Below are 14,471 nucleotides of genomic sequence, written 5' to 3'. Positions count from 1 at the left end.
AAACCAGGACACCTGTATATGCAACAACAACACAAACCGCATCTGCTGCGCGGGCTGAATGCCCGACACATTCGTTTTATTGCGCTCGGTTCCGCTATCGGCACCGGGCTGTTCTACGGTTCGGCCTCCGCCATTAAGGCGGCGGGGCCGGCGGTACTGCTGGCCTATCTGATAGGCGGCGCGGCGGTCTTTATGGTGATGCGCGCGCTGGGTGAAATGGCGGTGCGCAATCCGGTTTCCGGCTCTTTCGGCAGCTACGCCCGCCAGTATCTTGGGCCGCTGGCCGGATTTATTACCGGCTGGACCTATACCTTTGAAATGGTGATCGTGGCGCTGGCCGACGTCACCGCATTCGGTATCTATATGGGGTTGTGGTATCCCGATGTGCCGCGCTGGATCTGGATCCTCAGCATCATCTTCTTTATCGGCGCGATGAACCTGTGCAACGTGCGGGTGTTCGGCGAGATGGAGTTCTGGCTGTCGCTGATTAAAGTGGTAGCGATTATCGCCATGATGGCGGCGGGCGCGGGGATCATCTTCTTTGGCTTTGGCCATAGTTTCCCGGCCACCGGGCTGGAAAATCTGTGGAGCCACGGCGGCTTTGCGCCAAATGGCTGGCAGGGGATCATCGCTTCCCTTGGCATCGTGATGTTCGCTTTCGGCGGCGTGGAAATTATCGGCGTCACCGCGGCGGAAGCGCAGAACCCGAAGAAGGTCATCCCGCAGGCCATCAACACCATTCCGCTGCGTATTATTCTGTTTTACGTCTGCACCCTGGCGGTGCTGATGGCGATCTTCCCGTGGAATAGTTTTGGCGAGCAGGGCAGTCCGTTTGTGCTTATCTTCGATGGTCTCGGGATCCCGGCGGCGGCGACCGTGCTGAATATCATCGTGATTAGCGCCAGTATCTCGGCGATTAACAGCGATATTTTTGGCGCCGGACGCATGATGTACGGTATGTCGAAAGAGGGGCTGGCGCCGAAGTGCTTCCAGCGGATCGCCAGCAACGGCGTACCCTGGATGACGGTCGTGGTGATGGGCGTGGCGCTGCTGGTGGCGGTGGTGCTTAACTATCTGATGCCGGAACAGGTATTTGTCCTGATTGCCTCGCTGGCGGCGTTCGCCACCGTCTGGGTGTGGCTGATGATCCTGCTCTCTCATTTCTCGATGCGCCGCGGTTTGTCGGCTGAAGAGCGCAGTAAGATCGAATTCCCGATCCCCTTCTGGCCGGTTGGCCCGCTGTTGACGCTACTGTTTATGGGGCTGGTAATCGCCGTGTTGGGAATGGTGGAAGAGACGCGCGTGGCGCTGTTAGCCGGGCTGGTGTGGCTGGGGCTGCTGACGGTGGTGTGGTACGCGCGCGTGCGTAAAACCGCGTTGCAGGTGGCCACTGAACAGTAAGGTCAATTTCCCCGGTGGCGCTGCGCTTACCGGGGCTACAAATGGCACTGACCATAGCGAGTAGCCCGGATAAGGCGCAAGCCGCTATCCGGGGGGATAATTAACTGAACAGGGCGGTGATGGAAGCGCTGGCGAGCGAATGGAAATGGACATTAAAGCCGACCATCGCGCCGCTCGCCTCGGCGTCGACATCAATCTTATCGATATCCAGCGCGTGTACGGTAAATATGTAGCGGTGGGTTTCCCCCTTCGGCGGCGCGGCGCCGCCGTAGCCGGCCTTACCAAAATCGGTGCGGGTCTGAATGGCCTCTTCCGGTAGCTCCGCCTGACCGGAACCGGCCCCTTGCGGTAAAACCCGGGTATCGGCAGGCAGGTTGGCTACCACCCAGTGCCACCAGCCGGAACCGGTCGGCGCATCCGGGTCGTAGCAGGTGACGACAAAGCTTTTGGTTCCTGCGGGAACGTCGTCCCACATCAGATGCGGCGAAAGATTATCGCCATCGTACCCCATACCGTTGAATACGTGACGATTAGGCAGCTTGCCGCCGTCTTGCAGATCGTGACTGGTCAGTTTCATGCTTCATCCTCATTGATAATGCGCTGATTAACAAAGAAGTGTAGCTTTCCCGACGGCGCAATTCCGCTGTTTATTCGCTAAAAAATGTTTCTTCTTGTACCGCCATATTGACCGCACGGGTCAGGCGAGTCAGCTGTTGTGGGCTGATGATGTACGGTGGCATCAGATAAATCAGGCGGCCAAACGGGCGGATCCATACCCCTTGCTCAACGAAAAAGCGCTGCAGAGCGGCCATGTTGACCGGATGACGGGTTTCAATCACGCCAATCGCGCCGAGTACGCGCACGTCGGCGACCCATTCTGACTCGCGCGCCGGAGCCAACTCGGCCTTCAGCTGGGCTTCAATCGCCGCTACCTGCTGTTGCCATTCGCCGCTCTCCAGCAGGCGCAGGCTTTCGCTTGCCACCGCGCAGGCCAGCGGATTGCCCATAAAGGTGGGGCCGTGCATAAAGCAGCCGGCTTCGCCATCGCTGATGGTTTCAGCTACCGTTCGGGTGGTGATGGCGGCGGAAAGGGTCATGGTACCGCCGGTCAGCGCTTTACCCAGACAAAGGATATCGGCGGAGATACCGGCATGCTCGCAGGCGAACAGTTTGCCGGTACGGCCAAAGCCGGTGGCAATCTCATCGGCGATCAGCAAAATCCCTTCCCGGTCGCACATTTTACGCACTCGCTTTAGCCACTCCGGATGGTACATGCGCATCCCGCCTGCGCCCTGGACTACCGGTTCGAGGATCACCGCGGCGATTTCGTGGCGATGCGCGGCCATCAGGCGGGCAAACGGCACCATATCCATCTCGTCCCACTCGCCGTCGAAGCGGCTTTGCGGCGCGGGGGCAAACAGGTTATCCGGTAGGTAGCCCTGCCACAGGCTGTGCATTGAATTCTGCGGATCGCAGACCGACATCGCGCCGAAGGTGTCGCCGTGATAGCCGTTGCGGAAGGTCAGGAAACGACGGCGCGGCTGGCCCTTAGCCTGCCAGTACTGCAGCGCCATTTTCATCGCCACTTCTACCGCCACCGAACCGGAATCGGCGAGGAAAACGCACTCCAGCGATTCCGGCGTCATCGCCACCAGCTGGCGACAGAGCGCCACCGCCGACGGATGGGTGATCCCGCCGAACATCACGTGCGACATCTGGTCGATCTGCGCTTTCATCGCCGCATTCAGGCGCGGGTGATTGTAGCCGTGGATCGCCGCCCACCAGGAGGACATGCCGTCAACCAGCTGTTCGCCGCCGGCGAGGGACAGCTCGCAACCGTGGGCGGAAACCACCGGGTAGACCGGCAGGGGGGAAGTCATAGAGGTGTAGGGGTGCCAGATGTGGCGCCGATCGAAGGCGAGATCGTCCAGTGTCATAAGCGACTTGTAAACCATTTTGAAAACATTTAGGTTTACGAGTATAAACCGAACCGTAAATTAACAAAACCCTTTGGAGAGGCTAATGGCTCACCACGCACGTTGGACAATGTCGCAAGTAACTGAGTTATTTAATAAACCGCTCATCGATCTGCTATTTGAAGCGCAGCAAATCCACCGTCAGCATTTTGACCCGCGTCAGGTGCAGGTCAGTACGTTGCTATCGATTAAAACCGGCGCTTGTCCGGAAGACTGTAAATATTGCCCGCAAAGCGCACGCTACAAAACCGGCCTTGAATCCGAGCGCCTGATGGAAGTCGAGCAGGTGCTGGAATCGGCGCGTCAGGCGAAAAACGCCGGCTCGACCCGTTTCTGCATGGGCGCGGCGTGGAAGAACCCCAACGACCGCGATATGCCGTACCTGGAACAGATGGTGAAAGGCGTCAAGGCGCTGGGGCTGGAGTCCTGTATGACGCTCGGTACCCTTACCGATAGTCAGGCGCAGCGTCTGGCCGGCGCGGGGCTGGATTACTACAACCATAACCTCGACACCTCGCCGGAATTTTACGGCAACATCATCACCACCCGTACCTATCAGGAACGTCTGGATACGCTGGATAAGGTACGCGATGCCGGGATTAAAGTGTGCTCCGGCGGCATTGTCGGGTTGGGGGAAACCGTGAACGATCGCGCCGGGCTGCTGCTGCAGCTGGCCAATTTGCCAACGCCGCCGGAAAGCGTGCCCATCAATATGCTGGTGAAGGTCAAAGGTACGCCGCTGGCGGATAACGACGATGTCGACGCCTTCGATTTCATCCGCACGATCGCTATTGCGCGCATCATGATGCCAACCTCCTACGTGCGTCTCTCCGCCGGGCGCGAGCAGATGAACGAGCAGACTCAGGCGATGTGCTTTATGGCCGGGGCGAACTCGATTTTCTATGGCTGCAAGCTACTGACGACGCCTAACCCGGAAGAAGATAAAGACCTGCAGCTGTTCCGCAAGCTGGGGATCAATCCGCAGCAGACGGCGGTGCTGGAAGGCGATAATGAGCAGCAGCAGCGCCTGGAGCAGGCCTTACTTACCCCCGACACAGAGGAATACTACAACGCGGCGGCGCTATGAGTTGGCAGCAACGAATCGATCGGGCACTGGATGAACGGCGGGCGGCGGAGGCTTTACGCCGCCGCCTGCCGGTAAGCCACGGCGCCGGACGCTGGCTGGAGCGTGAAGGGGAGCGCTGGCTCAACTTCTCCAGTAATGACTACCTCGGCCTGAGCCAGCATGGCGCGATTATCGCCGCCTGGCAGCAGGGGGCGGAACGTTATGGCGTCGGTTCCGGCGGGTCGGGCCACGTTAGCGGCTATAGCGAGGCGCATCGCGCGCTGGAAGAGGAACTTGCCGACTGGCTGGGCTATCCGCGCGCGTTGCTGTTTATCTCCGGCTTTGCCGCGAATCAGGCGTTGATTGCCGCGCTGGCGGAAAAAGACGATCGGATTGTGGCCGATCGCCTGAGCCATGCCTCCCTGCTGGAGGCGGCAAGCCTCAGCCCGGCGCAGCTGCGCCGCTTTACCCACAATGACCCGCAACAGCTCGCTCAACTGCTGGCGAAACCGCTGGACGGCCAGCAGTTAGTCGTTACCGAAGGGATTTTCAGCATGGACGGCGACAGCGCGCCGCTGGCTGACATTCAGGCGGCAGCCCGCAGCGCCGGAGCATTATTACTGGTTGATGATGCTCACGGAATCGGGGCGATTGGCGATGAAGGGCGCGGAAGCTGTCATACGCAGGCGGTTCGTCCGGAGCTGCTGGTGGTCACCTTCGGCAAGGCGTTTGGGGTGAGCGGCGCGGCGGTACTGTGCAATGAATCGATGGCCGACTATCTGCTGCAGTTTGCCCGTCATCTTATCTACAGCACCGCGATGCCGCCGGCGCAGGCGGTGGCGCTGAGCGCGGCCCTGCGGGTCATTCGCAGCGATGAGGGCCAGCAGCGGCGGGAAATCTTAGCCGCCCGCATCCGTCAGTTCCGCGCAGGAATGGGCGATGTTGCGCTGGGGCTGACCGATTCCCGGAGCGCGATTCAGCCGCTGATTGTCGGCGACAACGCGCGAGCGCTGGCCCTGGCCTCCAGCCTACGCGGGGCCGGCTGTTGGGCTACCGCTATTCGCCCGCCGACGGTTCCCGTCGGCGGCGCTCGCCTGCGCCTGACTCTGACTGCCGCTCATCAGGCTGAGGACATTGCTCGTTTACTGGAGGTGCTGCATGACCACGGTGAATAAGCTGGCGGTCGCCGCGGCGTTTGGTCGGGCGGCCAGCGGCTATACGCAACATGATGAGCTGCAGCGCCGCAGTGCTGAATTGCTGCTGCGCCAGTTGGCGAGGAGCGATTTTTCCCGGGTGCTCGATGCCGGCTGCGGCCCCGGCAGCATGAGCCGTTACTGGCGCGAAGCGGGAAGCGAAGTTACCGCGCTGGATCTCTCCGCCGGGATGCTGGCGCAGGCGCAACGCAACGACGCCGCGCAGCATTATCTGCAGGGCGATATCGAAGCGCTGCCGCTGCCGGATGCCTGCTTCGATCTGGCATGGAGTAACCTGGCGGTGCAGTGGTGTGACGAGCTAAGCGCGGCAATCGGCGAGCTGTACCGGGTGGTGCGGCCCGGCGGGCGAGTAGCGTTCACCACGCTGCTCGCCGGATCGCTACCTGAGCTCAATCAAGCGTGGCGGGCGGTCGATAAACACCCCCACGCCAACCGTTTTCTCAGCGAACAGGCGGCAAGGGCGGCGCTGAGCGGCCTGCGCGCCGAAGGCGTCGTGCATCAGATTAGCTTACCGTTCGCCGACGCGTTAAGCGCCATGCGCTCGCTAAAGGGCATTGGCGCCACCCATTTACACCAGGGGCGGTCGTCTGCGCCGCTTAGCCGCGGCAAGCTGCGCGAACTGCAGCTGGCCTGGCCGCAACAGCAGGGCCAGTGCCCGCTGACGTATCATCTTTTTACAGGAGTCATTGAACGTGACTAAACGTTTCTTCGTTACCGGAACCGATACTGAAGTCGGTAAAACGGTCGCCAGCAGCGCGCTGCTGCAGGCGGCGAATCAGCTGGGATTTAACACCGCGGGCTATAAGCCGGTGGCTTCCGGTAGCGACCTGACCGCACACGGGTTACGCAATGAAGATGCGCTGGCACTCCAGCGCAATAGCCGGGTAGCGCTGCGCTATGAACAGGTTAACCCTTATACCTTTGCCGAGCCGACCTCGCCGCATATTATTAGCGCCGATGAAGGACGACCAATCGCCGCGACCACGCTTTCCTGCGGCTTACGCGAGCTGGAACGCCTGGCCGATTGGGTGCTGGTGGAAGGGGCGGGCGGCTGGTTTACGCCGCTCTCGGAAACCCTGACCTTCGCCGACTGGGCGCAGCAGGAACAACTGCCGGTGATTTTAGTCGTCGGCGTTAAACTTGGCTGTATCAATCACGCGATGCTCACCGCCCAGGCGGTACGCAAGGCAGGGCTGCCGCTGGTGGGCTGGATCGCCAACGATATCCAGCCGCCGGGTAAACGCCATCGCGAATATCTGCAAACCTTAACGCGGGTATTGCCAGCGCCGCTGCTGGGGGAAATTCCCTGGCTTGCCGACGCATCGCAGCGTAAGGACCTCGCGCAGTACCTGGATCTGAGCCCACTGCAATAACCCCGCATAAGCCTGCGAGACGGCTCTATTTTTTGTTGACAGGACGATGAAATGTGGTCCAGAAAACGCAAAAAATCCAGCCGTCTTTAGCTGATAAATATCAAAAAAAATTCGATAATTTTTTTTAGCCGCGGGCTTTGGTCCGATGAGACTTTTCTGCCGGGTGGCAGACCTCGCGGCCTGCAGACAGTTATCCACTATTCCTGTGGATAACCTTGTGTATTAGAGTTAGAAAACTTGCGGTAAGCTAGAGAGTACGCGGCCTGCGAGCAAATTGGCGCGAAACCCGTCTTTTGGTAAATTATGTTTTATTTCAGCAAGTTAAATAAAAGCAATGGCTGTCAGAAAAGTGTCACCGGCTGCCATAAAAGATTCATTACCTTGCTTGACAAATGTTAAATGATAAATGTTTCTGGGGATAACCACACAGGCTGGTGGATTATTCCGCAAAGCGCGCATTTTACGCCCGCCGTCAGAGTACAACGCGTCCGTTTACCGCCATACAATAATGCGATACTGTTTTTATATCCAGTATTATTTATTGGCAAAAGTCAAACTGAAGGGTAGAATTAAACACCTGCTGGCCAATCCCATCTTCAGGTCCTGAAATATGAGCAAACCGTTCAAGCTGCACTCCGCATTCCGTCCTTCCGGCGATCAGCCCGAAGCCATCCGCCGCCTGGAAGAGGGGCTGGAAGATGGCCTTGCGCATCAGACCCTGCTTGGGGTAACCGGTTCGGGGAAAACCTTCACCATCGCCAACGTTATCGCTGATTTACAGCGCCCGACGATGGTGCTGGCGCCGAACAAAACCCTGGCGGCGCAGCTGTATGGCGAGATGAAAGAGTTCTTTCCCGAGAATGCGGTGGAGTATTTTGTCTCCTATTACGATTATTATCAGCCTGAAGCCTACGTTCCGAGCTCGGATACCTTTATCGAAAAAGACGCCTCGGTGAACGAACACATTGAGCAGATGCGTCTGTCGGCCACCAAAGCGCTGCTCGAACGGCGCGACGTGGTGGTGGTGGCTTCGGTTTCCGCCATCTACGGTCTTGGCGATCCGGATCTGTATCTGAAGATGATGCTGCACCTGACCACCGGCATGCTGATCGACCAGCGGGCGATCCTGCGCCGGCTGGCCGAACTGCAATACACCCGCAACGATCAGGCCTTCCAGCGCGGCACTTTCCGCGTGCGCGGCGAAGTTATCGATGTCTTCCCGGCGGAATCCGATGATATCGCGCTGCGTATTGAACTGTTTGACGAAGAGGTCGAACGGCTATCGCTGTTTGACCCGCTGACCGGCCACGTTGAATCTTCCATTCCACGCTATACCATCTATCCGAAAACCCACTACGTTACGCCGCGCGAGCGTATCGTTCAGGCGATGGAAGAGATCAAAGACGAGCTCGCTGACCGCCGCAAGGTACTGCTGGCGAACAACAAACTGCTTGAAGAGCAGCGGCTGAGCCAGCGCACTCAATTCGACCTCGAGATGATGAACGAGCTGGGCTACTGCTCGGGAATTGAGAACTACTCGCGCTTTCTCTCCGGCCGCGGGCCGGGCGAGCCGCCGCCGACGCTGTTCGACTACCTGCCGGCGGATGGCCTGCTGGTTATCGATGAATCGCACGTGACTATCCCGCAAATCGGCGGTATGTACCGCGGCGACCGGGCGCGTAAAGAGACGCTGGTGGAGTATGGCTTCCGCCTGCCGTCGGCGTTGGATAACCGGCCGATGAAGTTCGAAGAGTTTGAAGCTCTGGCGCCGCAGACTATCTACGTTTCGGCGACGCCGGGCGCCTATGAGCTGGAAAAATCCGGCGATGAGGTGGTAGATCAGGTCGTCCGCCCAACCGGGCTGCTGGATCCGGTCATCGAGGTGCGTCCGGTGGCGACGCAGGTCGACGATCTGTTATCAGAAATCCGTACCCGTGCGGCGATTAATGAGCGCGTACTGGTGACGACGCTGACCAAACGCATGGCGGAAGATTTAACCGAATACCTGGAAGAGCACGGCGAGCGGGTGCGCTATCTGCACTCCGATATCGATACCGTCGAGCGCATGGAAATTATTCGCGATCTGCGTCTTGGCGAGTTCGACGTGCTGGTGGGTATCAACCTGCTGCGCGAAGGGCTGGATATGCCGGAAGTATCGCTGGTGGCGATACTTGATGCCGATAAAGAGGGCTTCCTGCGTTCCGAGCGATCGCTTATCCAGACCATCGGCCGCGCGGCGCGTAACGTTAACGGCAAGGCGATCCTTTACGGCGATAAAATCACGCCATCGATGGCGAAGGCGATCGGTGAAACCGAACGCCGCCGCGAGAAGCAGCAGCGTTATAACGAAGAGCACGGTATTGTGCCGCAGGGGCTTAATAAGAAAGTGGTCGATATTCTGGCGCTGGGTCAGAACATCGCGAAGACCAAAGCCAAAGGCCGCGGTAAAGCCCGTTCTCCGGTGGAAGCCGATAGCGTCGAACTGACGCCGAAAGCGCTGCAGCAGAAGATCCACGAGCTGGAAGGGCAAATGATGCAGCACGCGCAGAACCTTGAGTTTGAGGAAGCGGCACAGATTCGCGATCAATTGCATCAGCTACGCGAACTGTTTATTGCGGCATCGTAAGGGCGATACGAGGAACGGTTAAAAAATGACGGCAATGCGTAATTTGCAATTGCCGTCACGCTATTATCTTAGGGTCTTAATGTTGGCTTAATTTTCTTCAGCCAAACTATCCTCAGTTTAATGAGGATAGCGCCATGCAAAAACTGACCAACCGTGAATATCTGGCCATTGCGACCGCCTTTGTGATTGTGATCGCCTTCTTACATCAATGGGTATTAACCTTCTGACGCGAACTGCGTGGGAACAGCACCCAGGCGCGGACGCCCGGCCCGGGCTGGCGGTTATGTAAAAAGAATTGCGCATCGTGAAGTTGAGCGATGCGGGTGACAATGCTTAAACCGAGGCCTATTCCGCCATAGCGGCTGTCCATGCGGACAAACGCTTTACTCAGTTCGCCGCTCTTGGCCTCATCAATGCCCGGCCCTTCATCTTCTACTGCCAGAATCGGCGTATTTCCCGGTTTTACCGAAATCTTAATCTTCGATCCCGCGGGGCTATAACGGTGCGCATTCTCCACCAGATTGCGTAAAATCACCCGCGCCAGCGTCGCATCTCCGGAAATGAGATCCTCGCCTGCGCCGCTTTCTATCTCCAGCGTCTGCTGGCGCGCTTCGAGCATTGTTTTCAGCTCATCCTGCAGGGGCTCCACCACATCTTCGCGCAAATGAACCTGCTGGTAACTGCCGGCGGAAAACGACTGCCCAACGCGCGCCAGTTGTAGCAGCTGAGAAATGCTGTTGGTCATCTGATCGAGACGTTGAATTAAGGGATCAACGCTGACGCCGTGAACCTTCGCCAGCAGTTCCAGATGCAGGCGCAGCCCGGCAAGAGGGGTACGCAGTTCGTGGGCGACGTCGGCGGTAAACAGACGCTCGCGATCGAGCGTCATGGTCAGCCGCGACACCAGTTGGTTAATCGCCATAGTCACTGCGGTCACTTCCGGCACCGACTCCTGCAGAATAATGGGTTGCAGATTATCCGGCGTCCGGCTTTCCAGCTCGCTCTGCAGATTTGATAGCGGGCGGGTGATTTTCTTCACCGCCACCAGGCTGATATACAGCGCCAGCCCGATGATCAGCAGGCTGGGTACCAGCAGGCTGGCGACCGCCTCGCGTACCTCATGCTCGACGTGCCTTTGATTGTTATGACCCTCAATGGCGCTGGCAACCAGCAGCTGGATTTGCTCTTTGCTTTCATGCCATAGCCAAAATACGCTGATCAGCTGGCAGACCACCAGAATCGCGCCGATGGTCAGCAGCAGGCGGTGGCGCATGGTCCAGGTTTCGGTCGCAAACAGTGCCATAGCGTTATTCTGACTCCGTATTATTCACCAGCATGTAGCCAAAGCCGCGGACGGTGCGGATCCGCGCTTTACCAATCTTGTCGCGCAGATTATGAATATGCACTTCGAGGGTATTGGTGGCCGGTTCGTTATCCCAGCTGTAGATATCATTGTAGAGAATTTCGCGATGCACCGGGCTGCCGGCCTTCATCATCAGGCGCGAGAGCAGGGCATACTCTTTTGGCGTCAGCTCCAGCGATTCGCCGGCCAGCCACACCTGACGACGGGTAACATTAAGGCGCAGGTTGCCGACGGTCAGCTCATTATCGCCCTGATTATTATGACGACGCAGCAGCGCGCGAATGCGGGCGTTGAGCTCTTCCAGCGCGAAAGGTTTCACCAGGTAATCATCTGCGCCGGTATCCAGCCCGCTGATGCGGTCGCCCACGGTATCGCGGGCGGTGAGGATGAGCACCGGCTGGGTGAATTTCTCCCGGCGCATACGCGCCAGGAAATGCAGACCGTCTTCATCCGGCAGGCCCAGGTCGAGCACTACCAGACTGTAATGGTTGCTGGCTAGCGACAGCGCGGCTTCGTGCGCGGTGGCGACGCCATCGCAGACATAGCCTTCGCTTTGCATGGCCAGGATTAACCCTTGTAACAGGAGCGCATCGTCTTCAATGACTAAGATTTTCATCTGCCGGTCTCTCTACATGGCGTTAAAAGGTCGTCTTTTGCCTGATACTCGCGGGTGTCTACCCCGAGCAGGCCAAGCAGGGTAGAAAACAGATTATCTTGTGAATAATCGTTCGTCTTCGCCTGTTGTTGCAAACACTGGCTGGATACGCCATAGCGTTGCTGATAATCCGGCGACAGCCACAGCAGCATCGGCACGTGTTTTTGCGTGTCCGGCGCAATTGAGTAAGGCAGGCCATGCAGATACACGCCATCTTCACCCAGCGATTCGCCGTGGTCAGATAAATACACCAGACTGGTGGTAAATCTATCTTGTTTTGATTGCAGCAATTTTATCGCTTTATCAACCACATAGTCGACATACAAAATGGTGTTGTCATAGGTATTGGTCAACTGTTGTTGTGTACAACTTTGGATTTCATTGGTATCGCATGTCGGGGTGAATTTTTTGAATTCAGCCGGATAGCGGTTGTAATAGGTCGGGCCATGACTACCAATGGTGTGCAGAACGATAATGCCATCCTGCTGTAAATTATCGATATAGCTATCCAGATTATGGAACAGCACGTCATCGTAGCACTCGCCATCAATGCACTGGCCGCTAAGGTTCAGGTTGGTGACGTTTTGGTGCGGTACGCGGTCACAGGCGCCTTTACAGCCGCCATCGTTGTCGTTCCACAGCACCTGTACACCGGCGCGCTGAAGAATATCCAGAACGCCTTCCTGATGGTGCGCCAGTTCTTCATCGTAATGCGCGCGCGGCATATTGGAGAACATGCAGGGGACGGAAACCGCGGTCGCGGTGCCGCAGGAGGTGGTTTTCGGGAAGTACACCACATCGTCCTGTTTCAGGCGTGGGTTAGTTTCGCGATCGTAACCGCCCAGCGAGAAATTCTCGGCGCGCGAGGTTTCTCCCAGCACCACGATGGTCAGATTTTTACGCGCGCCGTTATGCATCACCGCTTTCTGTTTGGCATCTTCGCCGATCTTCACCAGCGGCAGGTTGTCCATCCGGTTATGCGCATACCATGAGTTCAGCGCCACAATGCTGTTGGAGGGACTTAACGATTTCACCAGCTCTTTATTGTTACGGAACACCGAGGCGTAATCTTTGTAGAACAGCGCCGCCACCAGCACAATCAGCAGTGCTGAAACGGCGATATTGAGCAGGCGCATCGCCGCGCCGCGCCAGAAAGAGGCCGGTTTACGAACTTTAATCCACCAGGCGACCAGAACCATCAATAGCCCGGAGAGGCCCAGTATGATGACCATTTTCGTTGACAGCAGAGCAAAGCTTTCCGCAGGTGTCGTATCGAAGATATTGGCGATCATCGAACGATCGATCACCACGCCGAAGGTCCAGATAAAGTACTGCGCCGAGGCGCTCAGCAGAATAAACAGGCTGATGACCACCCGGTCGAGTTTTAAGAACGAGGCGAGGGTGGTGATAATGTTCATCACGCTAATCGCCACGATCGGCATGCTGAGGAAAACCAGCCAGTTATGGAGATTGTTTACCGGCAGTAGCGGGAAAACCTGGCGATAAAAGGCCAGGTTAAGAAAGATACCGATATAACAGGCAAAGAGAATCAAATAAGCCGTGCGGCCGAGTACCGGCCGACGTAAAGAAATAAACGACATAACGAATACCCGTAGTAGGAGATGCTCGTTATGTTGGCAGCGATATTTTAAGACAACCTTAAGATTTTAATCTGAGGCGTCATCTTGTTTAAAATAGTGCCGCTTGAGGATTAACCTAATGCCTGAATAGCCTGCTCCAGCGCCTGGCGAAGCAGTACGCGGTCATGCCGATAGGTGACATCGCTGGCATCCAGCGCGGTTTGAATCACCAGTCGTTCTTCCATACCCTTAACATCGGCTTTCGGCCCGACGATGGCGGCATCAATCACTTTTTTGCCGACGTAATGTTCCAGAATAGTAATTCTGTCCGCCAGCGTCAGATTGGCGGCTGGGCTATGTTCCTTACCCAGGTTATCGATAAACACCATGGGCGCCGGGGTCCGCCGCAGCGCCTGGGCCATTTCGTCGAGCAGTAAAATGGGCAGCAGGCTGGTGTAGAAGCTTCCGGGCCCAATCAGGATCAGATCGGCCTCGGCGATGGCCTCAACCGCTTCGCGAGTCGCCGGCACCGGTGGGCTGAGCATCAGTTCCTGAGGCACGTGATCCAACTGATCGATATTCACTTCACCATAAACTTCATGGCCTTCATGATCGAGCGCCACCAGATCGACCGGTTGTTCCGACATCGGAATCAGGAAAGCATCTACTTTAAGCAGATTTCTGATCAAATTGATGGCCTCTAAAGGCCGTACGCTCAGGTGATCCAGCGCCTTTAACATCAAATTTCCGAGGTTATGTCCGGAAAGCTCGCCATTGCCGCCAAAACGGTACTCAAACATTGCTGAAGCGACGCTGGGTTCGGCGATTAATTGATTAATGCAGTTGCGCATATCGCCCCAGGCGATCCCCCCTTCCGAGCGGCGAATTCGCCCCGTTGATCCGCCGTTATCGGTGGTGGTCACGATGCCGGTCAGGCGCGAGCCGAGCGACGAGAGCGACGACATCACCCGCCCCAGACCATGGCCTCCGCCAAGGGCGACGACGCGGTCCAGATCGGCGAAAGTGCGATTGCGCATACGAATTCCTTCTGTTCAATGTTCGGGTTTAGCGTATCCGATCTACCCCTAAAAGATAATGCCCGGTTTCCGTCAAACTGACCGATATCAATGTTAAAGTGTGATTTTTGGCTATTCTGTACTGAAAATGCAAGATATTAGCGATATATAGATGATTATATAGCGAAAATGAAAATGGCG

12 protein-coding genes are annotated in these 14,471 nt (G+C 57.2%); 6 read left to right on the top strand and 6 right to left on the bottom strand.

Features of this window, described 5'->3' with window-relative positions:
• The first annotated feature begins 18 nt into the window (after nucleotides 1–18).
• The gene (locus PGR23_RS09410; protein WP_015367620.1) at nucleotides 19–1,401 is read left to right on the top strand and encodes an amino acid permease; all 1,383 of its coding nucleotides are present in this window, start codon (nucleotides 19–21) and stop codon (nucleotides 1,399–1,401) included.
• Nucleotides 1,402–1,501: 100 nt separating this feature from the next.
• Here PGR23_RS09410 and PGR23_RS09405 read toward each other — a convergent pair whose 3' ends face one another.
• Nucleotides 1,502–1,978, bottom strand: a complete 477-nt coding sequence (locus PGR23_RS09405) for a kinase inhibitor (protein ID WP_015704792.1) — start codon at nucleotides 1,976–1,978, stop codon at nucleotides 1,502–1,504.
• 70 nt (nucleotides 1,979–2,048) lie between these two features.
• Nucleotides 2,049–3,338, bottom strand: a complete 1,290-nt coding sequence (bioA, locus tag PGR23_RS09400) for an adenosylmethionine--8-amino-7-oxononanoate transaminase (RefSeq protein ID WP_136455049.1) — start codon at nucleotides 3,336–3,338, stop codon at nucleotides 2,049–2,051.
• A gap of 85 nt (nucleotides 3,339–3,423) precedes the next feature.
• Here bioA and bioB point away from each other — a divergent pair, with 85 nt between their 5' ends.
• The 5 genes from bioB (at nucleotide 3,424) to uvrB (ending at nucleotide 9,656) form a co-directional block, all read left to right on the top strand.
• Nucleotides 3,424–4,464: a biotin synthase BioB gene (gene bioB / locus PGR23_RS09395; protein ID WP_032714117.1), complete on the top strand. Its 1,041-nt coding sequence runs from the start codon at nucleotides 3,424–3,426 to the stop codon at nucleotides 4,462–4,464.
• Nucleotides 4,461–5,618, top strand: a complete 1,158-nt coding sequence (gene bioF, locus PGR23_RS09390) for an 8-amino-7-oxononanoate synthase (RefSeq protein ID WP_047078424.1) — start codon at nucleotides 4,461–4,463, stop codon at nucleotides 5,616–5,618. The genes bioB and bioF overlap by 4 nt, the downstream gene beginning before the upstream one ends.
• Nucleotides 5,602–6,357, top strand: coding sequence for a malonyl-ACP O-methyltransferase BioC (bioC, locus tag PGR23_RS09385; protein ID WP_047078425.1), 756 nt, complete (start codon nucleotides 5,602–5,604; stop codon nucleotides 6,355–6,357). Before bioF ends, bioC begins: the two co-directional genes overlap by 17 nt.
• On the top strand, nucleotides 6,350–7,030 hold the full coding sequence (bioD, locus tag PGR23_RS09380) for a dethiobiotin synthase (RefSeq protein ID WP_045395061.1): 681 nt from the start codon (nucleotides 6,350–6,352) through the stop codon (nucleotides 7,028–7,030). The genes bioC and bioD overlap by 8 nt, the downstream gene beginning before the upstream one ends.
• 610 nt (nucleotides 7,031–7,640) lie before the next feature.
• On the top strand, nucleotides 7,641–9,656 hold the full coding sequence (gene uvrB, locus PGR23_RS09375; RefSeq protein ID WP_045395058.1) for an excinuclease ABC subunit UvrB: 2,016 nt from the start codon (nucleotides 7,641–7,643) through the stop codon (nucleotides 9,654–9,656).
• A gap of 205 nt (nucleotides 9,657–9,861) precedes the next feature.
• Here uvrB and pmrB read toward each other — a convergent pair whose 3' ends face one another.
• The 4 genes from pmrB to yvcK form a co-directional block, all read right to left on the bottom strand.
• The gene (gene pmrB, locus PGR23_RS09370) at nucleotides 9,862–10,959 is read right to left on the bottom strand and encodes a two-component system sensor histidine kinase PmrB (RefSeq protein WP_047064968.1); all 1,098 of its coding nucleotides are present in this window, start codon (nucleotides 10,957–10,959) and stop codon (nucleotides 9,862–9,864) included.
• Between the two features lie 4 nt (nucleotides 10,960–10,963).
• Nucleotides 10,964–11,635 (bottom strand): two-component system response regulator PmrA, encoded by a 672-nt coding sequence (gene pmrA, locus PGR23_RS09365; RefSeq protein WP_032705592.1) that lies wholly within the window; start codon nucleotides 11,633–11,635, stop codon nucleotides 10,964–10,966.
• The gene (gene eptA / locus PGR23_RS09360) at nucleotides 11,632–13,275 is read right to left on the bottom strand and encodes a phosphoethanolamine transferase EptA (protein WP_047078427.1); all 1,644 of its coding nucleotides are present in this window, start codon (nucleotides 13,273–13,275) and stop codon (nucleotides 11,632–11,634) included. Before eptA ends, pmrA begins: the two co-directional genes overlap by 4 nt.
• A gap of 110 nt (nucleotides 13,276–13,385) precedes the next feature.
• Complete coding sequence (yvcK, locus tag PGR23_RS09355) at nucleotides 13,386–14,291, bottom strand: uridine diphosphate-N-acetylglucosamine-binding protein YvcK (protein ID WP_045395054.1); 906 nt, start codon at nucleotides 14,289–14,291, stop codon at nucleotides 13,386–13,388.
• Between the last annotated feature and the right edge of the window lie 180 nt (nucleotides 14,292–14,471).

Origin of the sequence: Klebsiella sp. 141162, from assembly GCF_050600755.1 — a bacterium.
GTDB lineage: Bacteria > Pseudomonadota > Gammaproteobacteria > Enterobacterales > Enterobacteriaceae > Klebsiella > Klebsiella aerogenes.
The sequence above is the reverse complement of the archived record's forward strand: the minus strand, read 5'-3'. Positions and strand labels throughout refer to the sequence as shown.

What these genes read in the sequence shown, in the direction of transcription:
- PGR23_RS09410 (WP_015367620.1), top strand. Translation starts at nt 19, where the DNA reads ATGCAACAACAACACAAACCGCATCTGCTGCGCGGGCTGAATGCCCGA.
- pmrB (WP_047064968.1), bottom strand. Translation starts at nt 10,959, where the DNA reads ATGGCACTGTTTGCGACCGAAACCTGGACCATGCGCCACCGCCTGCTG.
- bioA (WP_136455049.1), bottom strand. Translation starts at nt 3,338, where the DNA reads ATGACACTGGACGATCTCGCCTTCGATCGGCGCCACATCTGGCACCCC.
- PGR23_RS09405 (WP_015704792.1), bottom strand. Translation starts at nt 1,978, where the DNA reads ATGAAACTGACCAGTCACGATCTGCAAGACGGCGGCAAGCTGCCTAAT.
- pmrA (WP_032705592.1), bottom strand. Translation starts at nt 11,635, where the DNA reads ATGAAAATCTTAGTCATTGAAGACGATGCGCTCCTGTTACAAGGGTTA.
- uvrB (WP_045395058.1), top strand. Translation starts at nt 7,641, where the DNA reads ATGAGCAAACCGTTCAAGCTGCACTCCGCATTCCGTCCTTCCGGCGAT.
- yvcK (WP_045395054.1), bottom strand. Translation starts at nt 14,291, where the DNA reads ATGCGCAATCGCACTTTCGCCGATCTGGACCGCGTCGTCGCCCTTGGC.
- bioB (WP_032714117.1), top strand. Translation starts at nt 3,424, where the DNA reads ATGGCTCACCACGCACGTTGGACAATGTCGCAAGTAACTGAGTTATTT.
- bioC (WP_047078425.1), top strand. Translation starts at nt 5,602, where the DNA reads ATGACCACGGTGAATAAGCTGGCGGTCGCCGCGGCGTTTGGTCGGGCG.
- eptA (WP_047078427.1), bottom strand. Translation starts at nt 13,275, where the DNA reads ATGTCGTTTATTTCTTTACGTCGGCCGGTACTCGGCCGCACGGCTTAT.
- bioF (WP_047078424.1), top strand. Translation starts at nt 4,461, where the DNA reads ATGAGTTGGCAGCAACGAATCGATCGGGCACTGGATGAACGGCGGGCG.